Genomic DNA, 15476 nt, shown 5'->3' on the forward strand with positions numbered 1-15476 from the left:
GTTGGGGAGTTGGCCAATGGTCAACTTACGGTGCTCTCGTTCTGGCGAGAGTTAAAAGGGAATAGGGTGAAATGCCCTGACTGCCCCCGCAACTGTAAGCGGTTGCTGTGTTCAAGCGATCCACTGGCCACTGGCTGGGAAGGTGGGACACAGTAAACGCCGCGAGTCAGGAAACCTGCCGTAGGAACAGACACGCCGGGCACCGGCACCAAATCCGCCGGGGTTGGCGGGAAGGAGAACACAAATGCATATCGAACCGGGCATCGTCCATGGCGCAAAAATGGTACTGGCCTATGGCACAGCTGCCGCTGCTGCCGGGTATTCGCTGAAACATATCGCGCGCGATCTGAAGACGCGCGCCTTGCCGTCGTTCGTGGCACGGGCCGGGCTGGCGACAGCCGGAGCCCTGGTGTTCTTTGAACTGTTGCCGCATTTCTCGGCCGGTGTCTCCGAGGTGCATTTTATCCTTGGCACAACCCTTCTTCTGCTTTTGGGCGTGGGTCCTGCGGCAGTTGGTTTGGTTGCGGGTCTGGGCATTCAGAGCATGTTCTTCGCCCCGACCGACATGCCGATGTATTTTGTCAATATCACCACGCTGCTGGTGCCGCTGTTTGCGATCGCCGCACTGGCGCGCAACGTGCTGCCGCGCAACGTGGCCTATGTCGACCTGGAATATCGCGATGTTCTGAAACTGTCGGCGGCCTATCAGGGTGGCGTTGTGGCCTGGGTTGCCTTCTGGGTGTTCTACGGCCAGGGCTTTGGCGCGGAAACCATGGCGTCGGTTGGTGCCTTTGGCCTGGCATACATGGCCGTCATCGTGATTGAGCCGATCATCGATCTGGGCGTTCTGTCGATCGCAAAATCGCTGAAAGGTCTGGAAAAATCCGGGCTGGTTTCGCAGCGTCTCTATAACGCCGCCTGATCCGGCGCGCCGAGTAAAGGAAGGCCCCGGACGCAGATTTGCGCCGGGGCCTTGGTTTTTCGTGCAACAGCTTTTTCTCATTGGTATCGGAACCGGCAACCCCGACCACGTGACGGGGCAGGCGCAGGCCATGATGCGCGAGGCCGATTTGATCCTGATTCCGCGAAAAGGGGCGAACAAGGCCGATCTGGCCGACCTGCGCCGCCAGATTTGCGATCGTGTTCTGACGCGGGGCGAAACCGATATCGTGGAATTCGACCTGCCTAAACGGGATGACAGCGGCGATTACCTGGACGGGGTCGAGGCTTGGCATGATGCCATTGCGCTGGCCTGGCAGGGGGCGATTGCCGCGCATGGCGGCGTGGCGGACAAGGTCGCCTTGCTGGTCTGGGGCGATCCGTCGCTTTATGACAGCACGCTCAGGATCGCCCAGCGGCTTGATCCGATGCCGCAGATCCGCGTGGCGCCGGGGATCACCGCGTTACAGGCGCTGACGGCGGCGCATTCGATCCCGGTGAACGAGATCGGCGCCCCCTTCGTGGTCACGACAGGTCGCCGCCTGCGCGAAGAAGGTTGGCCAGCGGGGGTCGAAACCGCGGCCTTTATGCTGGATGCACAATGTTCGTTCCAGAGCCTGCCGATGCAGGACTACGATATCTGGTGGGGCGCGTTCCTGGGCATGCCCGAGGAACAGCTGATTGCCGGACGCCTGAGCGATGTCGCCGAACAGATCCTCGAAACACGGGCGCGGGCACGGGCCGAACACGGTTGGATCATGGACATATATCTGCTGCGCAAGCGGGGTTCTTGACGGGCCGGGTTGTTCATACCCAGACAGCAACGGATCGCGGCAGGTGAAATACCAGCGTGACTTGCGCCGGTAAATTCAGAATACTCACCACAAACAAAAATAAACACGGGAGACGAACAATGAAAGCGATAAGCTTTGGACTGGCACTTGGCGTATTGGCAGGCACGGTGCAGGCCGCCGAAATGGGTGCGGTGGATGAACCAATTCTCCTGGCGATCAACGAATGGACCGGCCAGCATGTGACCACCCATGTGGCGGGCGAAATGCTGAAAGCTGCCGGGTACAAGGTCGAATATGTCACCGCCGGCATGATGAACCAGTTTCAGGCGCTGGCCGATGGCGACATTCACGCGACGCTGGAAATCTGGTCGTCTAACGTGTCGGACGAATATGCCAAACAGGTGGCCGCCGGCGGGGTGACCGAACTGGGTGATCTGGGTCTGGATGCCAAGGAAGGCATCGCATACCCCGCGCATGTGGCCGAAATCTGCCCCGGTCTGCCCGCATGGGAGGCGCTGAAGGATTGCGCCATGCAATTCGCCACCGCCGACACCATCCCGATGGGCCGTCTGGTCGATTACCCGGCGGATTGGGGCACACCCGGTGCTGACCGGATGATCGGCCTCGATCTGCCATTCAAGGCAGTTCCGGCGGGCTCCGAAGGGGCGTTGATCACCGAATTGCGCGCTTCGACCGAAAAGAAATCGCCGCTGCTGATCACGTTCTGGCAGCCCCATTGGGCGATGTCGGCCTATGACGTGAAATTCGTCGACCTGCCTGTGGGGAACGAGGCCTGTTTCACCGATCCTGCCTGGGGTCCGAACCCGAATGCGGTCAATGATTGCGACTTTGCCCCGTCGCGCATTTTCAAGGCCGGGTGGGCGGGTCTGGCCGACAAGTGGCCCGCCGCCCATGAGATCCTGACCAACTATGAGCTGAGCGTCGAAGCCCAGCAGCCGATGATGGGCGCGATCGACGTCGACGGCGGTGCGGTCGAAGAGGTGGTTGCAGACTGGATGGCCAAGAACGAGGCGGCCTGGCGGCCGGTGGTTGACGCAGCCGTCAACTGATCCGGTTCGACGTGACCCGGAACACAGCAGAGGCCATCGCCTGCCGCAATCTGTGGCAGGTGTTCGGCCCGGATGCACAAAACGCCCTGTCCGCCGCATTGAATGCGGCGGGCGGGGACAGCGCGACCGCCGCCGGGTTGTTGCGCGACAAGGGGCTTATCCCGGCGGTGCAGGATGTGTCGTTTGATGTGGCCCCGGGCGAATTGTTCGTCATCATGGGCCTGTCGGGATCGGGAAAGTCGACGCTGGTCCGGTCTATCTCGCGCTTGTTGGAGCCGACGCGCGGTGACGTGCGGATCGAGGGTGAAGACATCGTTCAGGCCAGTGCGCAGCGCATGATCGAATTGCGGCGCAGCAAGCTGGGCATGGTGTTTCAACACTTTGGCCTGTTTCCGCACATGAGCGTGATCGACAACGTGGCCTATCCGCTGAAGGTGCAGGGGATGGCACGCGCAGCGCGTCATGCCAAGGCGCAGGAGGTCATCGATCTGGTCGGGCTCAGCGGGCGTGAAACCGCGTTTCCGCGCGCCCTGTCGGGCGGGCAGCGTCAGCGTGTGGGCATCGCCCGGTCGCTGGTCGCCGATTGCAGCGTGTGGTTTCTGGACGAACCGTTTTCGGCGCTGGACCCGCTGATCCGGCGGCAGTTGCAGGATGAATTCCTGCAAATCCAAGAAAAGCTGAAAACCACCATCGTTTTCATCACCCACGACATTGCCGAGGCGCTGAAACTGGCCGACCGGATCGCAATCATGCGCGACGGAAAGATCATCCAGATCGGCACCCCGGCCGAGATCGTGTTGAACCCGGCCGATGACTACGTGCGCGAGTTTTCCAAGGATGTGGCCAAGGGACGCCATGCGCGGGTCGCGTCGGTAATGCGCCCGTCCGTGGGGCAGGTGGCGGATGAGGCCGCGCCGGGATTGCGGACGAACATGACGCTGGATGCGGCTCTTGCGGCCTGTATGGCGTCGATGGAGCCGGTGCCGGTGCGCGATGACAGCGGCTCGGTCATCGGCATGGTCGATCCCGCCGATCTGGTTTCGGCGCTGCATGTGGACGACGCATGAGCGTGTCCGAGGCGTCATCGCCCAAGACCGGGCGGTTCGATCTGACACCGGGGCAATGGGCGGCGCTTGTCACGGTGCTGACCGGCGCGCTCTGTCTGGCGCTGGGGCCGGTCCTGCCGTGGTTGATCAACTGGCCTGGGGCTTTGACCCTCCCGGCCAGCGATTGGGTCGGCAGCGGTCTTACTGTCGTGCTTGAGGCGATCAAACCCGTGGCACGGGGGTTTTCCGCTGCGCTGGAATACGTGATGGAGGCGGCCGATTTCGCCTTTTCCGAAACGCCCTGGCCCATCCTGGTCGGGGGTGTCACGGCGATTGGCTGGGTGATCGGTGGGGTTCGGATGGCCGCGCTGGGGTTTGTCGGGCTGGGGTTCGTGCTGATCTCGGGCTATTGGGCCGAAAGCATGAATACGCTGGCTTTGGTCGCGGTGTCGGTGCCGCTTGCCCTTGTGGCGGGGGGTGCGATCGGGATCTTGGCAAACGAATATCCCCGCTTCAAGGCGCCGGTTCAGACCCTGTTGGACGTGATGCAGACGGTGCCGACCTTCGCCTATCTGACGCCTTTGTTGCTGTTGTTCGGGTTCGGGCCGGTGGTGGGGCTGATCGCATCGGCTATTTATGCGGCACCGCCAATGGCGCGCAACGTTCTGTTGGGGCTGGAGCGGGTCCCGCCCGACATTCGCGAAGCCGCAATCATGAGCGGCGCAACTCGGCGGCAGCAATTGTTTCAGGTCGAACTGCCCGCGGCGACCTCGCAGATCATGGTAGGGGTCAACCAGTGTCTGATGGCAGCCCTGTCGATGGTGATCATCGCCGCGGTGATTGGCGGGTTCAACGATATTGGCTGGCAGGTGTTGCTGACCATGCGCAAGGCACTGTTCGGTCAAAGCCTGCTGGCCGGGTTGGTCATCGTGGCCTTTGCAATTGTCATCGACCGGATGAGCGGGGCCTTGTCGCAGGAACGGGACCGGCATGCGCCGGTCGTTGCCTATGCTATCTTTGCGGTGTCGGTCGCGTTTACCGCGCTGGCCTGGTCGCGCATCGGTGATCCGGCCGGGTTCGATTTGCTGACGCCGGTGGCCGAGGCGGTCGATGCCGGGCTGGGCCAGTTCACTGCCGCCAACGGCGCCGCGCTGGACAGTATCAAGAACGGCGCGATGTTCTATGGGCTGCTGCCTTTGCGGATCGGGCTGGACAATGCGGTTCTGCCGTTCACATGGGGGGTTCAGTGGACCCAGATGATGAGCGGCATGTGGTTCGTGGCGGCCTTTGTCGTTGCACTGGGCCTTGCGGTGTCGGGCCGGCTGGTCGCCGGATCGCTGGTGCTGATCGCGGCGGGGGTCCTGGAAACCGGCATTGCGCAATTGCCGTGGCCCTTTGTTCTGGCCGGGGTCGGTGCGCTGGCCTGGGTTGCAGGCGGCTGGCGGTTGGCGACCCTCTGTGTCGGGTTGTTGGCGACGATTCTGATTTCGGGACTGTGGGAACGGGCGCTGCTATCGCTCTACCTGAGCGGTGCGGCGGTCTTTGCCTGCGGCGTCGTTGGGGGCGTTCTGGGATGGTCCAGCGCTGTCAGCCCGATGGTCTGGCGCGTGGTGCGCCCGATCTGTGACATGTTGCAGACCATTCCGTTGTTCGTGTTCCTGATCCCGGTGCTCATGTTCTTTCAAATCGGGGAATTCTCGGCCTTTCTGGCGATCTGTTTCTATGCGGTGGTGCCGATGATCCGGTACACGCGGCACGGGCTGATCAGCACCCCGCCCGACATGGTCGAGGCGGCAACGGCAGCGGGGGCGACAAACTGGCAGATCATGCGCGACATTCGCGCGCCCTATGCCGCGCCCAGCATCCTGTTGGGGCTGAACCAGACGATCCTTTATGCTTTTGCGATGCTGGTGATCGCGGCGCTGATCGGGACGACCGGGTTGGGGCAGTCGATCTATCTGGCGCTGGGCAAGGCGGATGTGGGGCTGGGCATTTCGGCGGGGGCGGCGATGGCCATTCTGGCACTGATCGCGGATCGGTTGGTCCAGGGCTTTGCGACTGAACGGCGTCATGCGCTGGGGTTGGAGTGATCGCGCGGCACTGGGTGGGCCGTTGCATCGCGCGACATCGCCCATATGTTGATTGCGTGTCGGGATCGGGTTGGTATTGTCCATCGCCGTGTCCCGGCTGACCAAAAGGGTGTGAATGATGCAACTTGCCTATGTAATGACGGAAAAGCGTGGTGAGACCGACCGTCTGCTCAGCGCCTTTGCCGAAGGGGTGTTGCAGGGTGGGGCGCAACTGGCCGGGGTTGTGCAGACTAATACCGAATGCAGCGATACCCGCCTGTGCGACATGGACGTGCGGGTCTTGCCCGACGGGCCGGTCATACGGATTTCCCAGTCGCTTGGGCCGGGCGCGCGCGGGTGCCGTCTGGACCCGGCGGCACTGGAGCAGGCGGTTGCGCTGGTGCAGACCGGGCTCAGCGAGAACCCCGAATTGCTGATCGTCAATAAATTCGGCAAGCACGAGGCCGATGGCGGCGGGTTCCGTCCGCTGATCGGGCAGGCGCTGATCGAGGGTATTCCGGTTTTGACCGGGGTGAACCGGATGAATGAAAAGGCATTTCTGGACTTCGCCGACGGGTTGGCCATTCAGGTGGACCCCACCGAAAAGGCGCTGGGCGCGTGGTTCGATCAACTGCGCCAATCGACATCCGAGCCGGCCTGAACCGGACGGCATCCGGTTTTCCCGATTCCGTCGCGTTAGCCGTTTGTCATTTGCAGGTCAGCGGCCAACTTGAACCTATACATTCCCGGCCAGACGTAATAGGTGCCGTCGATTGCCAGTTTTCGGCGCGGGCCGTCCGATAGGTACTGGCCCGTTCCTGCCCAGACAAAACAGAAAATGATATCGTGAAAAAAGCTCTCGCCGACGCGCTCGAAGATCGTGGATATACAACCCTTACTCCTGTTCAGGAGGCTGTGACCGACCCTGACCTGATCGGGGCCGACCTGCTGGTCTCGGCACAGACCGGGTCGGGCAAGACGCTGGGCTTTGGCCTTGCCATTGCGCCGACGCTGCTGGGCGAGGACGAAAGTTTTTCCGAGGCTGCAGCCCCGCTGGCTCTGGTGATCGCGCCGACCCGTGAACTGGCGCTGCAGGTCAAGCGCGAGTTGGCCTGGCTTTATGCCCGGGCGGGGGCGGTTCTGGCGTCTTGCGTCGGCGGCATGGACATGCGGGACGAACGGCGCGCGCTGGCACGCGGGGCACATGTCGTTGTCGCCACGCCGGGGCGCTTGCGCGACCATATCATGCGCGGTTCGATCGACCTGGGCCAGCTGCGAGCGGTTGTTCTGGACGAGGCGGATGAGATGCTGGACCTGGGGTTCCGCGAGGACCTGGAATTCATTCTGGGCGAGGCGCCGGAGGGACGCCAGACCCTGCTGTTTTCCGCCACGGTCCCGAATTCCATCGCCAGCCTTGCAAAGCAATATCAAAAGGACGCGGTCCGGGTCACGACGAAATCCGAAACCAGCCAGCATGCCGATATCGAATATCGCGCCATGCAGGTGGCCGACCGCGATAGCGAGAACGCGATCATCAATACCTTGCGGTTTTACGAGGCGCCAAATGCCATCGTGTTCTGCAACACGCGCGCCATGGTCAACCGCCTGACCACGCGCCTGTCAAACCGGGGTTTTTCGGTTGTGGCCCTGTCTGGCGAACTGTCCCAGAGTGAGCGCACACACGCCTTGCAGGCCATGCGCGACGGGCGTGCACGGGTCTGTGTGGCTACGGATGTTGCTGCGCGCGGGATCGATCTGCCCAACCTCGATCTGGTTGTGCATGCCGAACTGCCCTCAAGCCATGAAACCCTGCTGCACCGCTCGGGGCGGACCGGGCGGGCCGGGCGCAAGGGTGTCAGCGCGCTGATCGTGCCGCCCAAGGCGCGCAAAAAGGCCGAGCGTATTCTGCACTTTGCCAAGCTCAAGGCCGACTGGTCCGAGGCGCCCTCGGCCGAGGTGGTCAAGGCCCGCGATCTGGAGCGGATGCAGGAAGACCCCAGCTGGACCGAGGAGATTGCCGAATCGGATCGCGAAACGGTCGATACACTGGTCGCGCGGTTCACGCCCGAGCAGATCGCCGCAGCCTATCTGCGAATGTATCACACCCAGCATTCCGCGCCCGAGGAACTGTCCAACCCGGATGAAAAGCCGCAACCGCGCCCGGCCTTTGGCCCCAGCGTGTGGTTTTCGGTTTCGGGCGGGCGCAACCAGAATGCCGAGCCGCGCCGGTTGCTGCCGATGCTGTGCAAGGCGGGGGATATCACCAAGGATGATATCGGCGCGATCCGCATTCAGCCCGATGAATCCCTCGTGGAAATTCGCGAAGCTGCGGTTCCAGGGTTTCTGGCGGCCGTCGGACCGGACATGCGTCTGGAGGCGGGGGCCAGCCTGACCCGGCTGTCCCAACCGCCCAGCTTTGCAGGTGGAAAACCCAAAATGGGCGGACCCAAACCGCGCGACGCCAAGCCGAAGAAGCATCGCAAGAGCGACACGCCGGGCACCACGCAGCCGGTGGATTGGAACGACGCGCCAGAGCCGAGGGCAAAAAAGCCCAAACCCGGCACGGCACGTCCCAAGCCCAAGTCCAGACCCGCGCCGGCACCGGAGACCGCGTCGCCAGCCGCCGTCGTCACTCCGGCAGCGCCAAAGCGCAAAACCGAAACGTTGACGGCAAAGCGTCCCGGCAAACCTGGGGGACAACCCAAGGGCCCGCCCCCGCCCAAGGGCAAGGCGAACAGCAAGAAGAACAAGATGCGGGCCAAGATCGCCAAAGCGGCCGGAGGCAAGCCCCGTCGCGGCGGTGACGCGGCGCCCAAGCGTCACAAACCCTGACCGCGTGGGCGCCGCACCCCGGTGCGGCGCTGCCCACGGCAAACTGCACGCGGAAACCAACCAGCTAGGGATGCCGGCACGCTGTGATGTCTTGAAGGAGGGAAAATGGTGGGCGACCCTGGAATCGAACCAGGCGTGCGTCTCCGCGAGGGAGTTACAGTCCCCTGCCACACCTTGCGGCCTGTCGCCCAACGTCGCTTGCGCATTGCGCCCGACGTGAAGGCGTGATTACAAGCGGGCCAAAGGGGCGTCAACAGGAAAATCGGCAGATTTTGCATGCGTGCCTCAGGACGATGCGACCAGAGGTGCAGACGATGAAAAAACCGAAATGGGTGGTCGAAAAGGAACAGGCGCGCAAAGTGGCGGCTGCCGAAACAGTGTGGCTGTTCGGATTGCACGCGGTGCGCGATGCGCTGATGAACCCCAAACGCGAAAAACTGCGCCTGATCGTGACGCGCAATGCGCAGGACAAGCTGGCCGATGCGATTGCCGAGGCGGGAATCGAACCCGAGCAGGTCGATCCGCGCAGGTTTACCGCGCCCATCGATCCCGGATCGGTCCATCAGGGCGCCGCCCTCGAGGTCAAACCGCTGAGCTGGGGATCGCTGGCGGATGTCTGCATCGGTGACGCGGTACCGCGCGTGATCCTTCTGGACCGGGTGACGGACCCGCATAATGTCGGGGCAATCCTGCGCTCGGCCGAGGTTCTGGGCGCCAGCGCGGTGATCGGAACGCGCCACCATTCGGCGCCGGAAACCGGGGCCTTGGCGAAAACCGCCAGTGGCGCGCTGGAGCGCCAGCCCTATCTGCGGGTGCGCAATCTGTCCGATGCCATCGTTGAATTGCAGGGCATGGGATATCTTGTGCTGGGGCTGGATGGTGAGGCCGAACAGACCATCGAACAGGCGGTCAAAGGGCGAACCGATCACCCCATCGCGTTGGTCCTGGGGGCCGAGGGGCCGGGGCTGCGGGCCAAGACCAAGGAAACCGTGGATGCGCTGGTGCGGATCGATGCGGCAGGGACATTTGGGTCGCTCAACGTGTCGAATGCGGCGGCGGTTGCCCTTTATGCCTCGCGCCACTGAGGCCGGGCGCGGGCCATTTCGGGCCCTGAACCTGAAATAAAAGTCACAGGCTGCGGCGCAGATGTTCACATCCGCGTTTAGGGTCTTCTCATGGCTTTGCGGAGTGGCCATTCTAACATCGCCCGGGGAACATCGGGCAGCGTCAGGAGTCATGTGTTTGTTCAGCCGCCGGAAAGTCATCGCCAGTCTGTTTGCCATCGCCTGTGCCGGGTCCGTCGCGGCGGACAGTCCGGTGTTTTATACGTCGTCCGGCGTTGCGCTGGCGGGGTATGACCCGGTGACGTTTTTCGGGCAGGGCAGCCCGCGTCTGGGCAGTGCGAAGCACCGGGTGATGTGGAAAGGCGCGATCTGGCATTTCGCCACGGCGCAGAACCGTGAGTTGTTCGAGGCCAATCCGCGCGCCTATGCGCCGCAATTCGGCGGATATTGCGCTTATGCGGTGTCACGCGGCCATACAGCTTCGCCTGATCCCGAGGCGTGGAAAGTCCATGATGGACGCTTGTATTTCGTGCACAATCGCGACGTTCAGGCGCTGTGGCAGAGCGATCTTGCAAGCAACATCGCCAAGGCAAAAGCAAACTGGCCCGCGGTTCTGTTCGACTAGACCGGGCGCGGAACAATTCACAGCTTTGCGATCTGCCCTTTAAATCGTGGAATGCGCTTCCTAAATCAGTTGGGACCATGGGTTGGAACGCCCATGGATCATTACACTGTCCCTCGTTCCGCACTGGCGTTCAGGGCCACGGCCCTGAACGCTTTTTTCTGGATGCAATGGCGGGTAGTGTGCCGTCATGACTCAGTATTCCGATGACACTCTCAAAAAGATTCTGTCGCGCACCAAGGTGATCGCGGTTGTAGGTGTCTCGACCAACCCGGTCAGGCCCAGCTATTTCGTGGCGCGCTATCTGACGCTGAAAGGGTTCGACGTGGTACCGGTCAACCCGGGCCATGCGGGCAAGATGTTGTTCGGAAAGACCATCGTGGCCAGCCTGTCAGACATTGACCGGCCGGTGGATATGGTGGACATCTTCCGCCGGTCCGAGGCGGTGCCAGCCATCGTCGATGAGGCGTTGGAGGTGTTCCCGGACCTTCAGACCATCTGGATGCAGATTGGTGTGGAACATGCCGAGGCGGCGGCCAAGGCCGAGGCGCGCGGGGTGGACGTGGTGCAGAACAGATGCCCCAAGATCGAATACCAGCGCCTGTTTGGTGAATTGCGCATGGGCGGGTTTGCCACCGGGGTGATTTCTTCGAAACTGTAGGCGCCGAGATCGGGCCGGGGAGGGGGCTGTCTGCCCCCGCCGCCGCTGGCGGCCCCCCGAGAGTTTTACGGGGAAGATGAAGGGTCAGGGCTTGCGCGCGGCTTTTTCAGCGATGCCGCTGGTGCCTTGGCGTCGGGCCAGTTCGGCCAGCACATCGCCCAGGGGCACGTCGCGCGCCGCCAGCATGACCAGCAGGTGATAGAGTACATCTGCCGCCTCGTTCGTCAGGGCGGCGCGGTCGCCTTTTACCGCTTCGACGATGGCCTCAATGGCCTCTTCCCCGAATTTCTCGGCGCATTTTTCCGGGCCCTTGGACAGGAGTTTTGCAGTCCAGCTGCTGTCGGGGGCGGCGGATTTGCGGCTGGCGATGGTTGCGGCCAGTTCTTCGAGTACGCTCATGTCAGCCTCATCGGGATGCCTGCGGCGGCCATGTGTTCCTTGGCCTCGCGGATGGTGTAGTCGCCAAAGTGAAAGATCGACGCGGCCAGCACGGCGCTGGCATGGCCTTCGGTCACGCCCTGAACAAGGTGATCCAGGGTGCCGACCCCGCCCGAGGCGATCACCGGCACGTTGACCGCATCGGCGATGGCGCGGGTCAGCGGGATGTTGAACCCGGCGCGGGTGCCGTCGCGATCCATCGAGGTCAGAAGGATTTCCCCGGCGCCCTTGGCGACGACGGTCTTGGCGAACTCCACCGCGTCGACCCCGGTGGGGCGGCGGCCGCCGTGGGTGAAGATTTCCCATTTGCCGGGCGCGACGGTCTTGGCGTCGATGGCCACGACGATGCATTGGCTGCCGAATTGCTCGGCCGCTTCGGCGACAACGTCGGGGCGGGCCACGGCGGCGGAATTGAAGGACACCTTGTCAGCCCCGGCCAGCAGCAGGTCGCGCACATCCTCGCGCGAGCGCACGCCGCCGCCGACGGTCAGCGGGATGTAACATTGTTCGGCCGTGCGCTGGACCACGTCATACATGGTGCCACGGTTTTCGTGGGTGGCGTGGATGTCGAGGAAACAAATCTCATCCGCGCCGGCGGCATCATAGGCCTTGGCCGATTCAACCGGGTCGCCGGCATCGACCAGGTCGACAAAGTTGACGCCTTTCACGACGCGGCCATCGGCGACGTCGAGGCAGGGGATGATACGGGTTTTCAGCATGGATTGGCCCATCACAGCGGTTCACGGCCTTGTTTATGGGCAAAGCGGGCGGGTTTCCAGAGGATGGGGCCATGTTCGTGAAGGAGGGACTGATGAAAAGACTTGTTTTGGCCGCAACTCTTGCGGCGGCATGGGCCACACCTGGTCTGGCATCCGAGGATGACGTGATCAAACGGCAGGCTGCTGGCGATGTGGGCGCAGTGATGGACGCGCTGGTGAGCGTGGTCGAAGGGGCCGGTGCGACGATTTTTGCCCGCGTCGATCATGCGGGCGGCGCGGAAAGCGTCGGGATGGAGCTTGCGCCCTCGCAATTGTTGATTTTCGGCAATCCGAAACTGGGCACGCCTGCGATGCAGGATTCGGCGCTGGCGGGGCTTTACCTGCCGCTCAAGGTCCTGGTCTACGAGGACAAGGAGGGGCAGGTCTGGTTGGCCTACGAAGACCCCGAGGAAACATTGGACGATCTGGACGGTATCGGTGACGACGCGGCCTATATCGGGAAGATGCGCGGGGCGCTGGACACGCTGACCATCAAGGCGGCGGGGGGCTAACCGGTCTTTTGCGGGCGGCGCGCTGGCGCGGGACGCTCCGGTCAGGATTTCAGGACCGCGAGCGCCTTTTTGAGATCAATCGCGCCATCATAAAGCGCCCGGCCCGAAATTGCGCCGTTCAGCGGGGCACCGCAGTTTTTCAGTGCGACCAGATCGTCGATGGAACTGACGCCGCCGCTGGCGATGACAGGGATCGAAACGGCGTTGGCCAGACCGGCGGTGGCCTGGACGTTGGGGCCCTGCATCGCGCCATCGCGGTTGATGTCGGTATAGATGATGGCAGCGACACCGGCATCCTCGAATGATTTGGCGAGGTCGGTTACCATGACATCGGTTTCCTCGGCCCAGCCTTTGGTCGCGACGCGCCCGTTGCGGGCGTCGATTCCGACGGCAACATGGCCAGGAAAGGCGCGGGCGGCCTCGCGCACGAGATCAGGGTTTTCCACGGCCACGGTGCCCAGGATGACCCGTTGCAACCCCTTGTCGATCCAGCGTTCGATGGTGGCCATGTCGCGGATGCCGCCGCCAAGTTGGGCCGGGACGGGGCAGGCGGCCAGGATCGCCTCGACCGGGGCGGCATTGACCGGTTCGCCCGCAAAGGCGCCGTTCAGATCGACCAGATGCAGCCATTCACAGCCCGCATCCACAAAGGCGCGCGCCTGGGCGGCGGGATCGTCGTTGAACACGGTCGCCTGATCCATTTCACCACGCACAAGGCGCACGGCCTGTCCGTCTTTGAGATCGATTGCGGGATAAAGGATCATGTCGGGCAACCTTTCGCCTGTTTCGGCCGGGATATGGCACAAGCGGGCGCAGGAATGCAACGCGACCCAAGGTCAGTCTTGCCCGACTCGCCATCCCTGCGCCAAGGTGTCGCCAAATGGGAGGACAGAGAATGAAAAACCTGATGATTGGCGCCGTTCTGGCGATGGGTCTGGCCGGCGCGGCGCAGGCCGATCCGGTGGCCGGTACATGGAAAACCGCGCCCGGTGATACCGGCGGGTATTTGCACGTGGCGATTGCTCCGTGCGGCAAGGCCATCTGCGGGACCATCAAGGCCGCGTTCGACAAGGCGGGCAAGAATTCCGGCGATTACGAGCATCTGGGCAAAAAGCTGATCTGGAACATGGGGGCGGACGGCAACGGCAGCTATAGCGGCGGCAAGATCTGGGCGCCCGATACCGACAAGACCTATACCTCGAAGATGGCGCTCAAGGGCAACAAGCTGGTGGTCAAGGGTTGTGTTGCCGGCGGCATGATCTGCCGCGGGCAGGACTGGACCCGGATCAAGTAAGCGATCAGGGGGCCCAGGTCAGAAAGTTCGCGATCATCCGCAGGCCGACGGCCTGGCTTTTCTCGGGGTGGAACTGCATCCCCAGCATGGTGTCGCGGCCGATCACAGCCGTGACATCGCCGCCGTAATCCACATGCGCCAGACGCTGGGCCGGGTCGGTCACGTGGAACTGGTAGGAATGCACGAAATAGGCGTGGTCGCCGGTTGAAATACCGTCGAAAACAGGGTGGTCATGATCGATCACCAGATCGTTCCAGCCCATGTGCGGCACCTTGAGTGCCGGATCGCTGGGCGTGATTTTCACAACCTCGCCGCCAATCCAGTCAAGGCCGGGGGTATCACTGTATTCGCGGCCCCAGGTGGCCATCAACTGCATGCCCACGCAGATCCCCAGAAAGGGGCGGCCGCGGTGTTCGACCGACTCGACCAGCGCATCAAATAGGCCCGAATGGCCGCGCAGGGCGGTCGCGCAGGCCGGAAAGGCGCCATCGCCGGGCAGAACGACGCGGTCGGCGCGTGCCACCACATCGGCGTCGCCGGTTACCACGACATCGCCTGCGCCGACCTCGCGCGCCATGCGCTGAAACGCCTTTTCAGCGGAGTGCAGGTTACCGCTTTCGTAATCGATGATCGCCGTCAGCATCAGATTTCCTTAATCGTGACAGGCCAGATTAGGCAGGCTTGAATCAGAGCGTGCCCTTGGTCGACGGAACCGCGTCGGCCTTGCGCGGATCGGTTTCCACCGCTTCGCGCAGGGCGCGGGCGACGGATTTGAACGCGGCCTCGGCAATGTGATGGCTGTTAAACCCGTGCAGCTGGTCCACGTGCAGCGTGATGCCGCCATGGGTGCTGAGCGCCTGAAAGAATTCGCGCACCAGTTCGGTATCGAACGTGCCGATCTTGGCCGTTGGCATATCGACATTCCACACCAGGTAGGGGCGGCCCGACAGGTCAAGCGCACAGCGCACCTGGGCATCATCCATCGGCAGCAGGCAGGCGCCATAGCGGCGGATACCGCGTTTATCGCCCAAGGCCTGGGTGAGGGCCTGACCCAGCGCAATCCCGGTGTCTTCCACCGTGTGGTGATCATCAATGTGATAATCGCCCTTGGCGTTAATCGTCATGTCGATCAGCGAATGGCGCGCCAACTGGTCCAGCATGTGGTCAAAGAACCCGACACCAGTCTGGTTGTCATATGTGCCCGAGCCGTCCAGATCGATCTGAACGGAAATCTCGGTTTCGGCCGTTTTGCGGGCAATCGTGGCTGTGCGCATGGCTTTGTCCTTTGTGCTCGCGGCCTTATAGGGCGGCACGAAATGTTTTGCCAAGGGACAGATCGCGCAATTCGATCGCCTGTTACCTCGCCTCCCCACCGGT

General features: G+C 62.9%; 17 protein-coding genes, 1 tRNA gene and 1 riboswitch. Of the genes, 12 read left to right on the forward strand and 6 right to left on the reverse strand.

Annotation, left to right across the window (positions count from 1 at the left end; translation table 11 throughout):
- Positions 1 to 11: 11 nt before the first annotated feature.
- Positions 12 to 197, forward strand: a riboswitch (cobalamin riboswitch).
- 47 nt (positions 198 to 244) lie between these two features.
- The 7 genes from ACXYMO_RS11740 (at position 245) to ACXYMO_RS11770 (ending at position 8750) form a co-directional block, all read left to right on the forward strand.
- A complete protein-coding gene (locus tag ACXYMO_RS11740) occupies positions 245 to 922 on the forward strand; it encodes an energy-coupling factor ABC transporter permease (RefSeq protein WP_458878873.1) in 678 nt (225 codons plus the stop codon).
- Positions 923 to 983: 61 nt separating this feature from the next.
- Positions 984 to 1733, forward strand: coding sequence for a precorrin-6A synthase (deacetylating) (gene cobF / locus ACXYMO_RS11745; protein ID WP_458878874.1), 750 nt, complete (start codon positions 984 to 986; stop codon positions 1731 to 1733).
- Between the two features lie 119 nt (positions 1734 to 1852).
- Positions 1853 to 2803 (forward strand): ABC transporter substrate-binding protein, encoded by a 951-nt coding sequence (locus ACXYMO_RS11750; protein ID WP_458878875.1) that lies wholly within the window; start codon positions 1853 to 1855, stop codon positions 2801 to 2803.
- Between the two features lie 11 nt (positions 2804 to 2814).
- Entirely contained in the window at positions 2815 to 3870 is a 1056-nt protein-coding gene (locus ACXYMO_RS11755) for a quaternary amine ABC transporter ATP-binding protein (RefSeq protein WP_458878876.1), read from the forward strand.
- Positions 3867 to 5939: an ABC transporter permease gene (locus ACXYMO_RS11760; protein WP_458878877.1), complete on the forward strand. Its 2073-nt coding sequence runs from the start codon at positions 3867 to 3869 to the stop codon at positions 5937 to 5939. The genes ACXYMO_RS11755 and ACXYMO_RS11760 overlap by 4 nt, the downstream gene beginning before the upstream one ends.
- A 118-nt stretch (positions 5940 to 6057) precedes the next feature.
- Positions 6058 to 6579, forward strand: a complete 522-nt coding sequence (locus tag ACXYMO_RS11765) for a DUF2478 domain-containing protein (protein WP_458878878.1) — start codon at positions 6058 to 6060, stop codon at positions 6577 to 6579.
- Between the two features lie 185 nt (positions 6580 to 6764).
- Positions 6765 to 8750 (forward strand): DEAD/DEAH box helicase, encoded by a 1986-nt coding sequence (locus ACXYMO_RS11770; protein WP_458878879.1) that lies wholly within the window; start codon positions 6765 to 6767, stop codon positions 8748 to 8750.
- A gap of 106 nt (positions 8751 to 8856) precedes the next feature.
- On the opposite strand, the gene ACXYMO_RS11775 is transcribed toward ACXYMO_RS11770, so the two are convergent.
- Positions 8857 to 8940: transfer RNA gene (locus tag ACXYMO_RS11775), tRNA-Tyr, on the reverse strand.
- A 124-nt stretch (positions 8941 to 9064) separates the two neighbouring features.
- Between ACXYMO_RS11775 and rlmB the strand changes: the two genes are divergently transcribed.
- The 3 genes from rlmB (at position 9065) to ACXYMO_RS11790 (ending at position 11097) form a co-directional block, all read left to right on the forward strand.
- On the forward strand, positions 9065 to 9835 hold the full coding sequence (gene rlmB, locus ACXYMO_RS11780) for a 23S rRNA (guanosine(2251)-2'-O)-methyltransferase RlmB (RefSeq protein ID WP_458878880.1): 771 nt from the start codon (positions 9065 to 9067) through the stop codon (positions 9833 to 9835).
- A 151-nt stretch (positions 9836 to 9986) separates the two neighbouring features.
- A complete protein-coding gene (locus ACXYMO_RS11785; RefSeq protein WP_458878881.1) occupies positions 9987 to 10439 on the forward strand; it encodes a YHS domain-containing (seleno)protein in 453 nt (150 codons plus the stop codon).
- A 187-nt stretch (positions 10440 to 10626) separates the two neighbouring features.
- Positions 10627 to 11097 (forward strand): CoA-binding protein, encoded by a 471-nt coding sequence (locus ACXYMO_RS11790; RefSeq protein ID WP_458878882.1) that lies wholly within the window; start codon positions 10627 to 10629, stop codon positions 11095 to 11097.
- 84 nt (positions 11098 to 11181) lie between these two features.
- Here the strand turns inward: ACXYMO_RS11790 and ACXYMO_RS11795 are convergent, their stop codons facing one another.
- On the reverse strand, positions 11182 to 11496 hold the full coding sequence (locus ACXYMO_RS11795) for a phosphoribosyl-ATP diphosphatase (protein ID WP_458878883.1): 315 nt from the start codon (positions 11494 to 11496) through the stop codon (positions 11182 to 11184).
- Positions 11493 to 12254 (reverse strand): imidazole glycerol phosphate synthase subunit HisF, encoded by a 762-nt coding sequence (gene hisF, locus ACXYMO_RS11800; RefSeq protein ID WP_458878884.1) that lies wholly within the window; start codon positions 12252 to 12254, stop codon positions 11493 to 11495. The genes ACXYMO_RS11795 and hisF overlap by 4 nt, the downstream gene beginning before the upstream one ends.
- A 92-nt stretch (positions 12255 to 12346) precedes the next feature.
- Between hisF and ACXYMO_RS11805 the strand changes: the two genes are divergently transcribed.
- Entirely contained in the window at positions 12347 to 12805 is a 459-nt protein-coding gene (locus ACXYMO_RS11805; protein WP_458878885.1) for a DUF302 domain-containing protein, read from the forward strand.
- 41 nt (positions 12806 to 12846) lie between these two features.
- Here ACXYMO_RS11805 and hisA read toward each other — a convergent pair whose 3' ends face one another.
- The gene (gene hisA, locus ACXYMO_RS11810; RefSeq protein ID WP_458878886.1) at positions 12847 to 13569 is read right to left on the reverse strand and encodes a 1-(5-phosphoribosyl)-5-[(5-phosphoribosylamino)methylideneamino]imidazole-4-carboxamide isomerase; all 723 of its coding nucleotides are present in this window, start codon (positions 13567 to 13569) and stop codon (positions 12847 to 12849) included.
- 131 nt (positions 13570 to 13700) lie between these two features.
- On the opposite strand from hisA, the gene ACXYMO_RS11815 reads away from it, so the two are divergent.
- Entirely contained in the window at positions 13701 to 14099 is a 399-nt protein-coding gene (locus ACXYMO_RS11815; protein ID WP_458878887.1) for a DUF2147 domain-containing protein, read from the forward strand.
- A gap of 4 nt (positions 14100 to 14103) precedes the next feature.
- On the opposite strand, the gene hisH is transcribed toward ACXYMO_RS11815, so the two are convergent.
- Positions 14104 to 14742 carry an imidazole glycerol phosphate synthase subunit HisH gene (gene hisH, locus ACXYMO_RS11820; RefSeq protein WP_458878888.1) on the reverse strand — a complete coding sequence of 213 codons (639 nt, stop codon included), beginning with the start codon at positions 14740 to 14742 and terminating at the stop codon, positions 14104 to 14106.
- 43 nt (positions 14743 to 14785) lie between these two features.
- Entirely contained in the window at positions 14786 to 15373 is a 588-nt protein-coding gene (gene hisB / locus ACXYMO_RS11825) for an imidazoleglycerol-phosphate dehydratase HisB (RefSeq protein WP_458878889.1), read from the reverse strand.
- Positions 15374 to 15476: the final 103 nt, after the last annotated feature.

Source organism: Arenibacterium sp. CAU 1754 (assembly GCF_054482635.1).

Coding starts and splice junctions, on each gene's coding strand:
- ACXYMO_RS11740 (WP_458878873.1), top strand. CDS start 245: ATGCATATCGAACCGGGCATCGTCCATGGCGCAAAAATGGTACTGGCC.
- ACXYMO_RS11750 (WP_458878875.1), top strand. CDS start 1,853: ATGAAAGCGATAAGCTTTGGACTGGCACTTGGCGTATTGGCAGGCACG.
- ACXYMO_RS11760 (WP_458878877.1), top strand. CDS start 3,867: ATGAGCGTGTCCGAGGCGTCATCGCCCAAGACCGGGCGGTTCGATCTG.
- ACXYMO_RS11765 (WP_458878878.1), top strand. CDS start 6,058: ATGCAACTTGCCTATGTAATGACGGAAAAGCGTGGTGAGACCGACCGT.
- rlmB (WP_458878880.1), top strand. CDS start 9,065: ATGAAAAAACCGAAATGGGTGGTCGAAAAGGAACAGGCGCGCAAAGTG.
- ACXYMO_RS11785 (WP_458878881.1), top strand. CDS start 9,987: ATGTGTTTGTTCAGCCGCCGGAAAGTCATCGCCAGTCTGTTTGCCATC.
- ACXYMO_RS11790 (WP_458878882.1), top strand. CDS start 10,627: ATGACTCAGTATTCCGATGACACTCTCAAAAAGATTCTGTCGCGCACC.
- ACXYMO_RS11795 (WP_458878883.1), bottom strand. CDS start 11,496: ATGAGCGTACTCGAAGAACTGGCCGCAACCATCGCCAGCCGCAAATCC.
- hisF (WP_458878884.1), bottom strand. CDS start 12,254: ATGCTGAAAACCCGTATCATCCCCTGCCTCGACGTCGCCGATGGCCGC.
- ACXYMO_RS11805 (WP_458878885.1), top strand. CDS start 12,347: ATGAAAAGACTTGTTTTGGCCGCAACTCTTGCGGCGGCATGGGCCACA.
- hisA (WP_458878886.1), bottom strand. CDS start 13,569: ATGATCCTTTATCCCGCAATCGATCTCAAAGACGGACAGGCCGTGCGC.
- ACXYMO_RS11815 (WP_458878887.1), top strand. CDS start 13,701: ATGAAAAACCTGATGATTGGCGCCGTTCTGGCGATGGGTCTGGCCGGC.
- hisH (WP_458878888.1), bottom strand. CDS start 14,742: ATGCTGACGGCGATCATCGATTACGAAAGCGGTAACCTGCACTCCGCT.
- hisB (WP_458878889.1), bottom strand. CDS start 15,373: ATGCGCACAGCCACGATTGCCCGCAAAACGGCCGAAACCGAGATTTCC.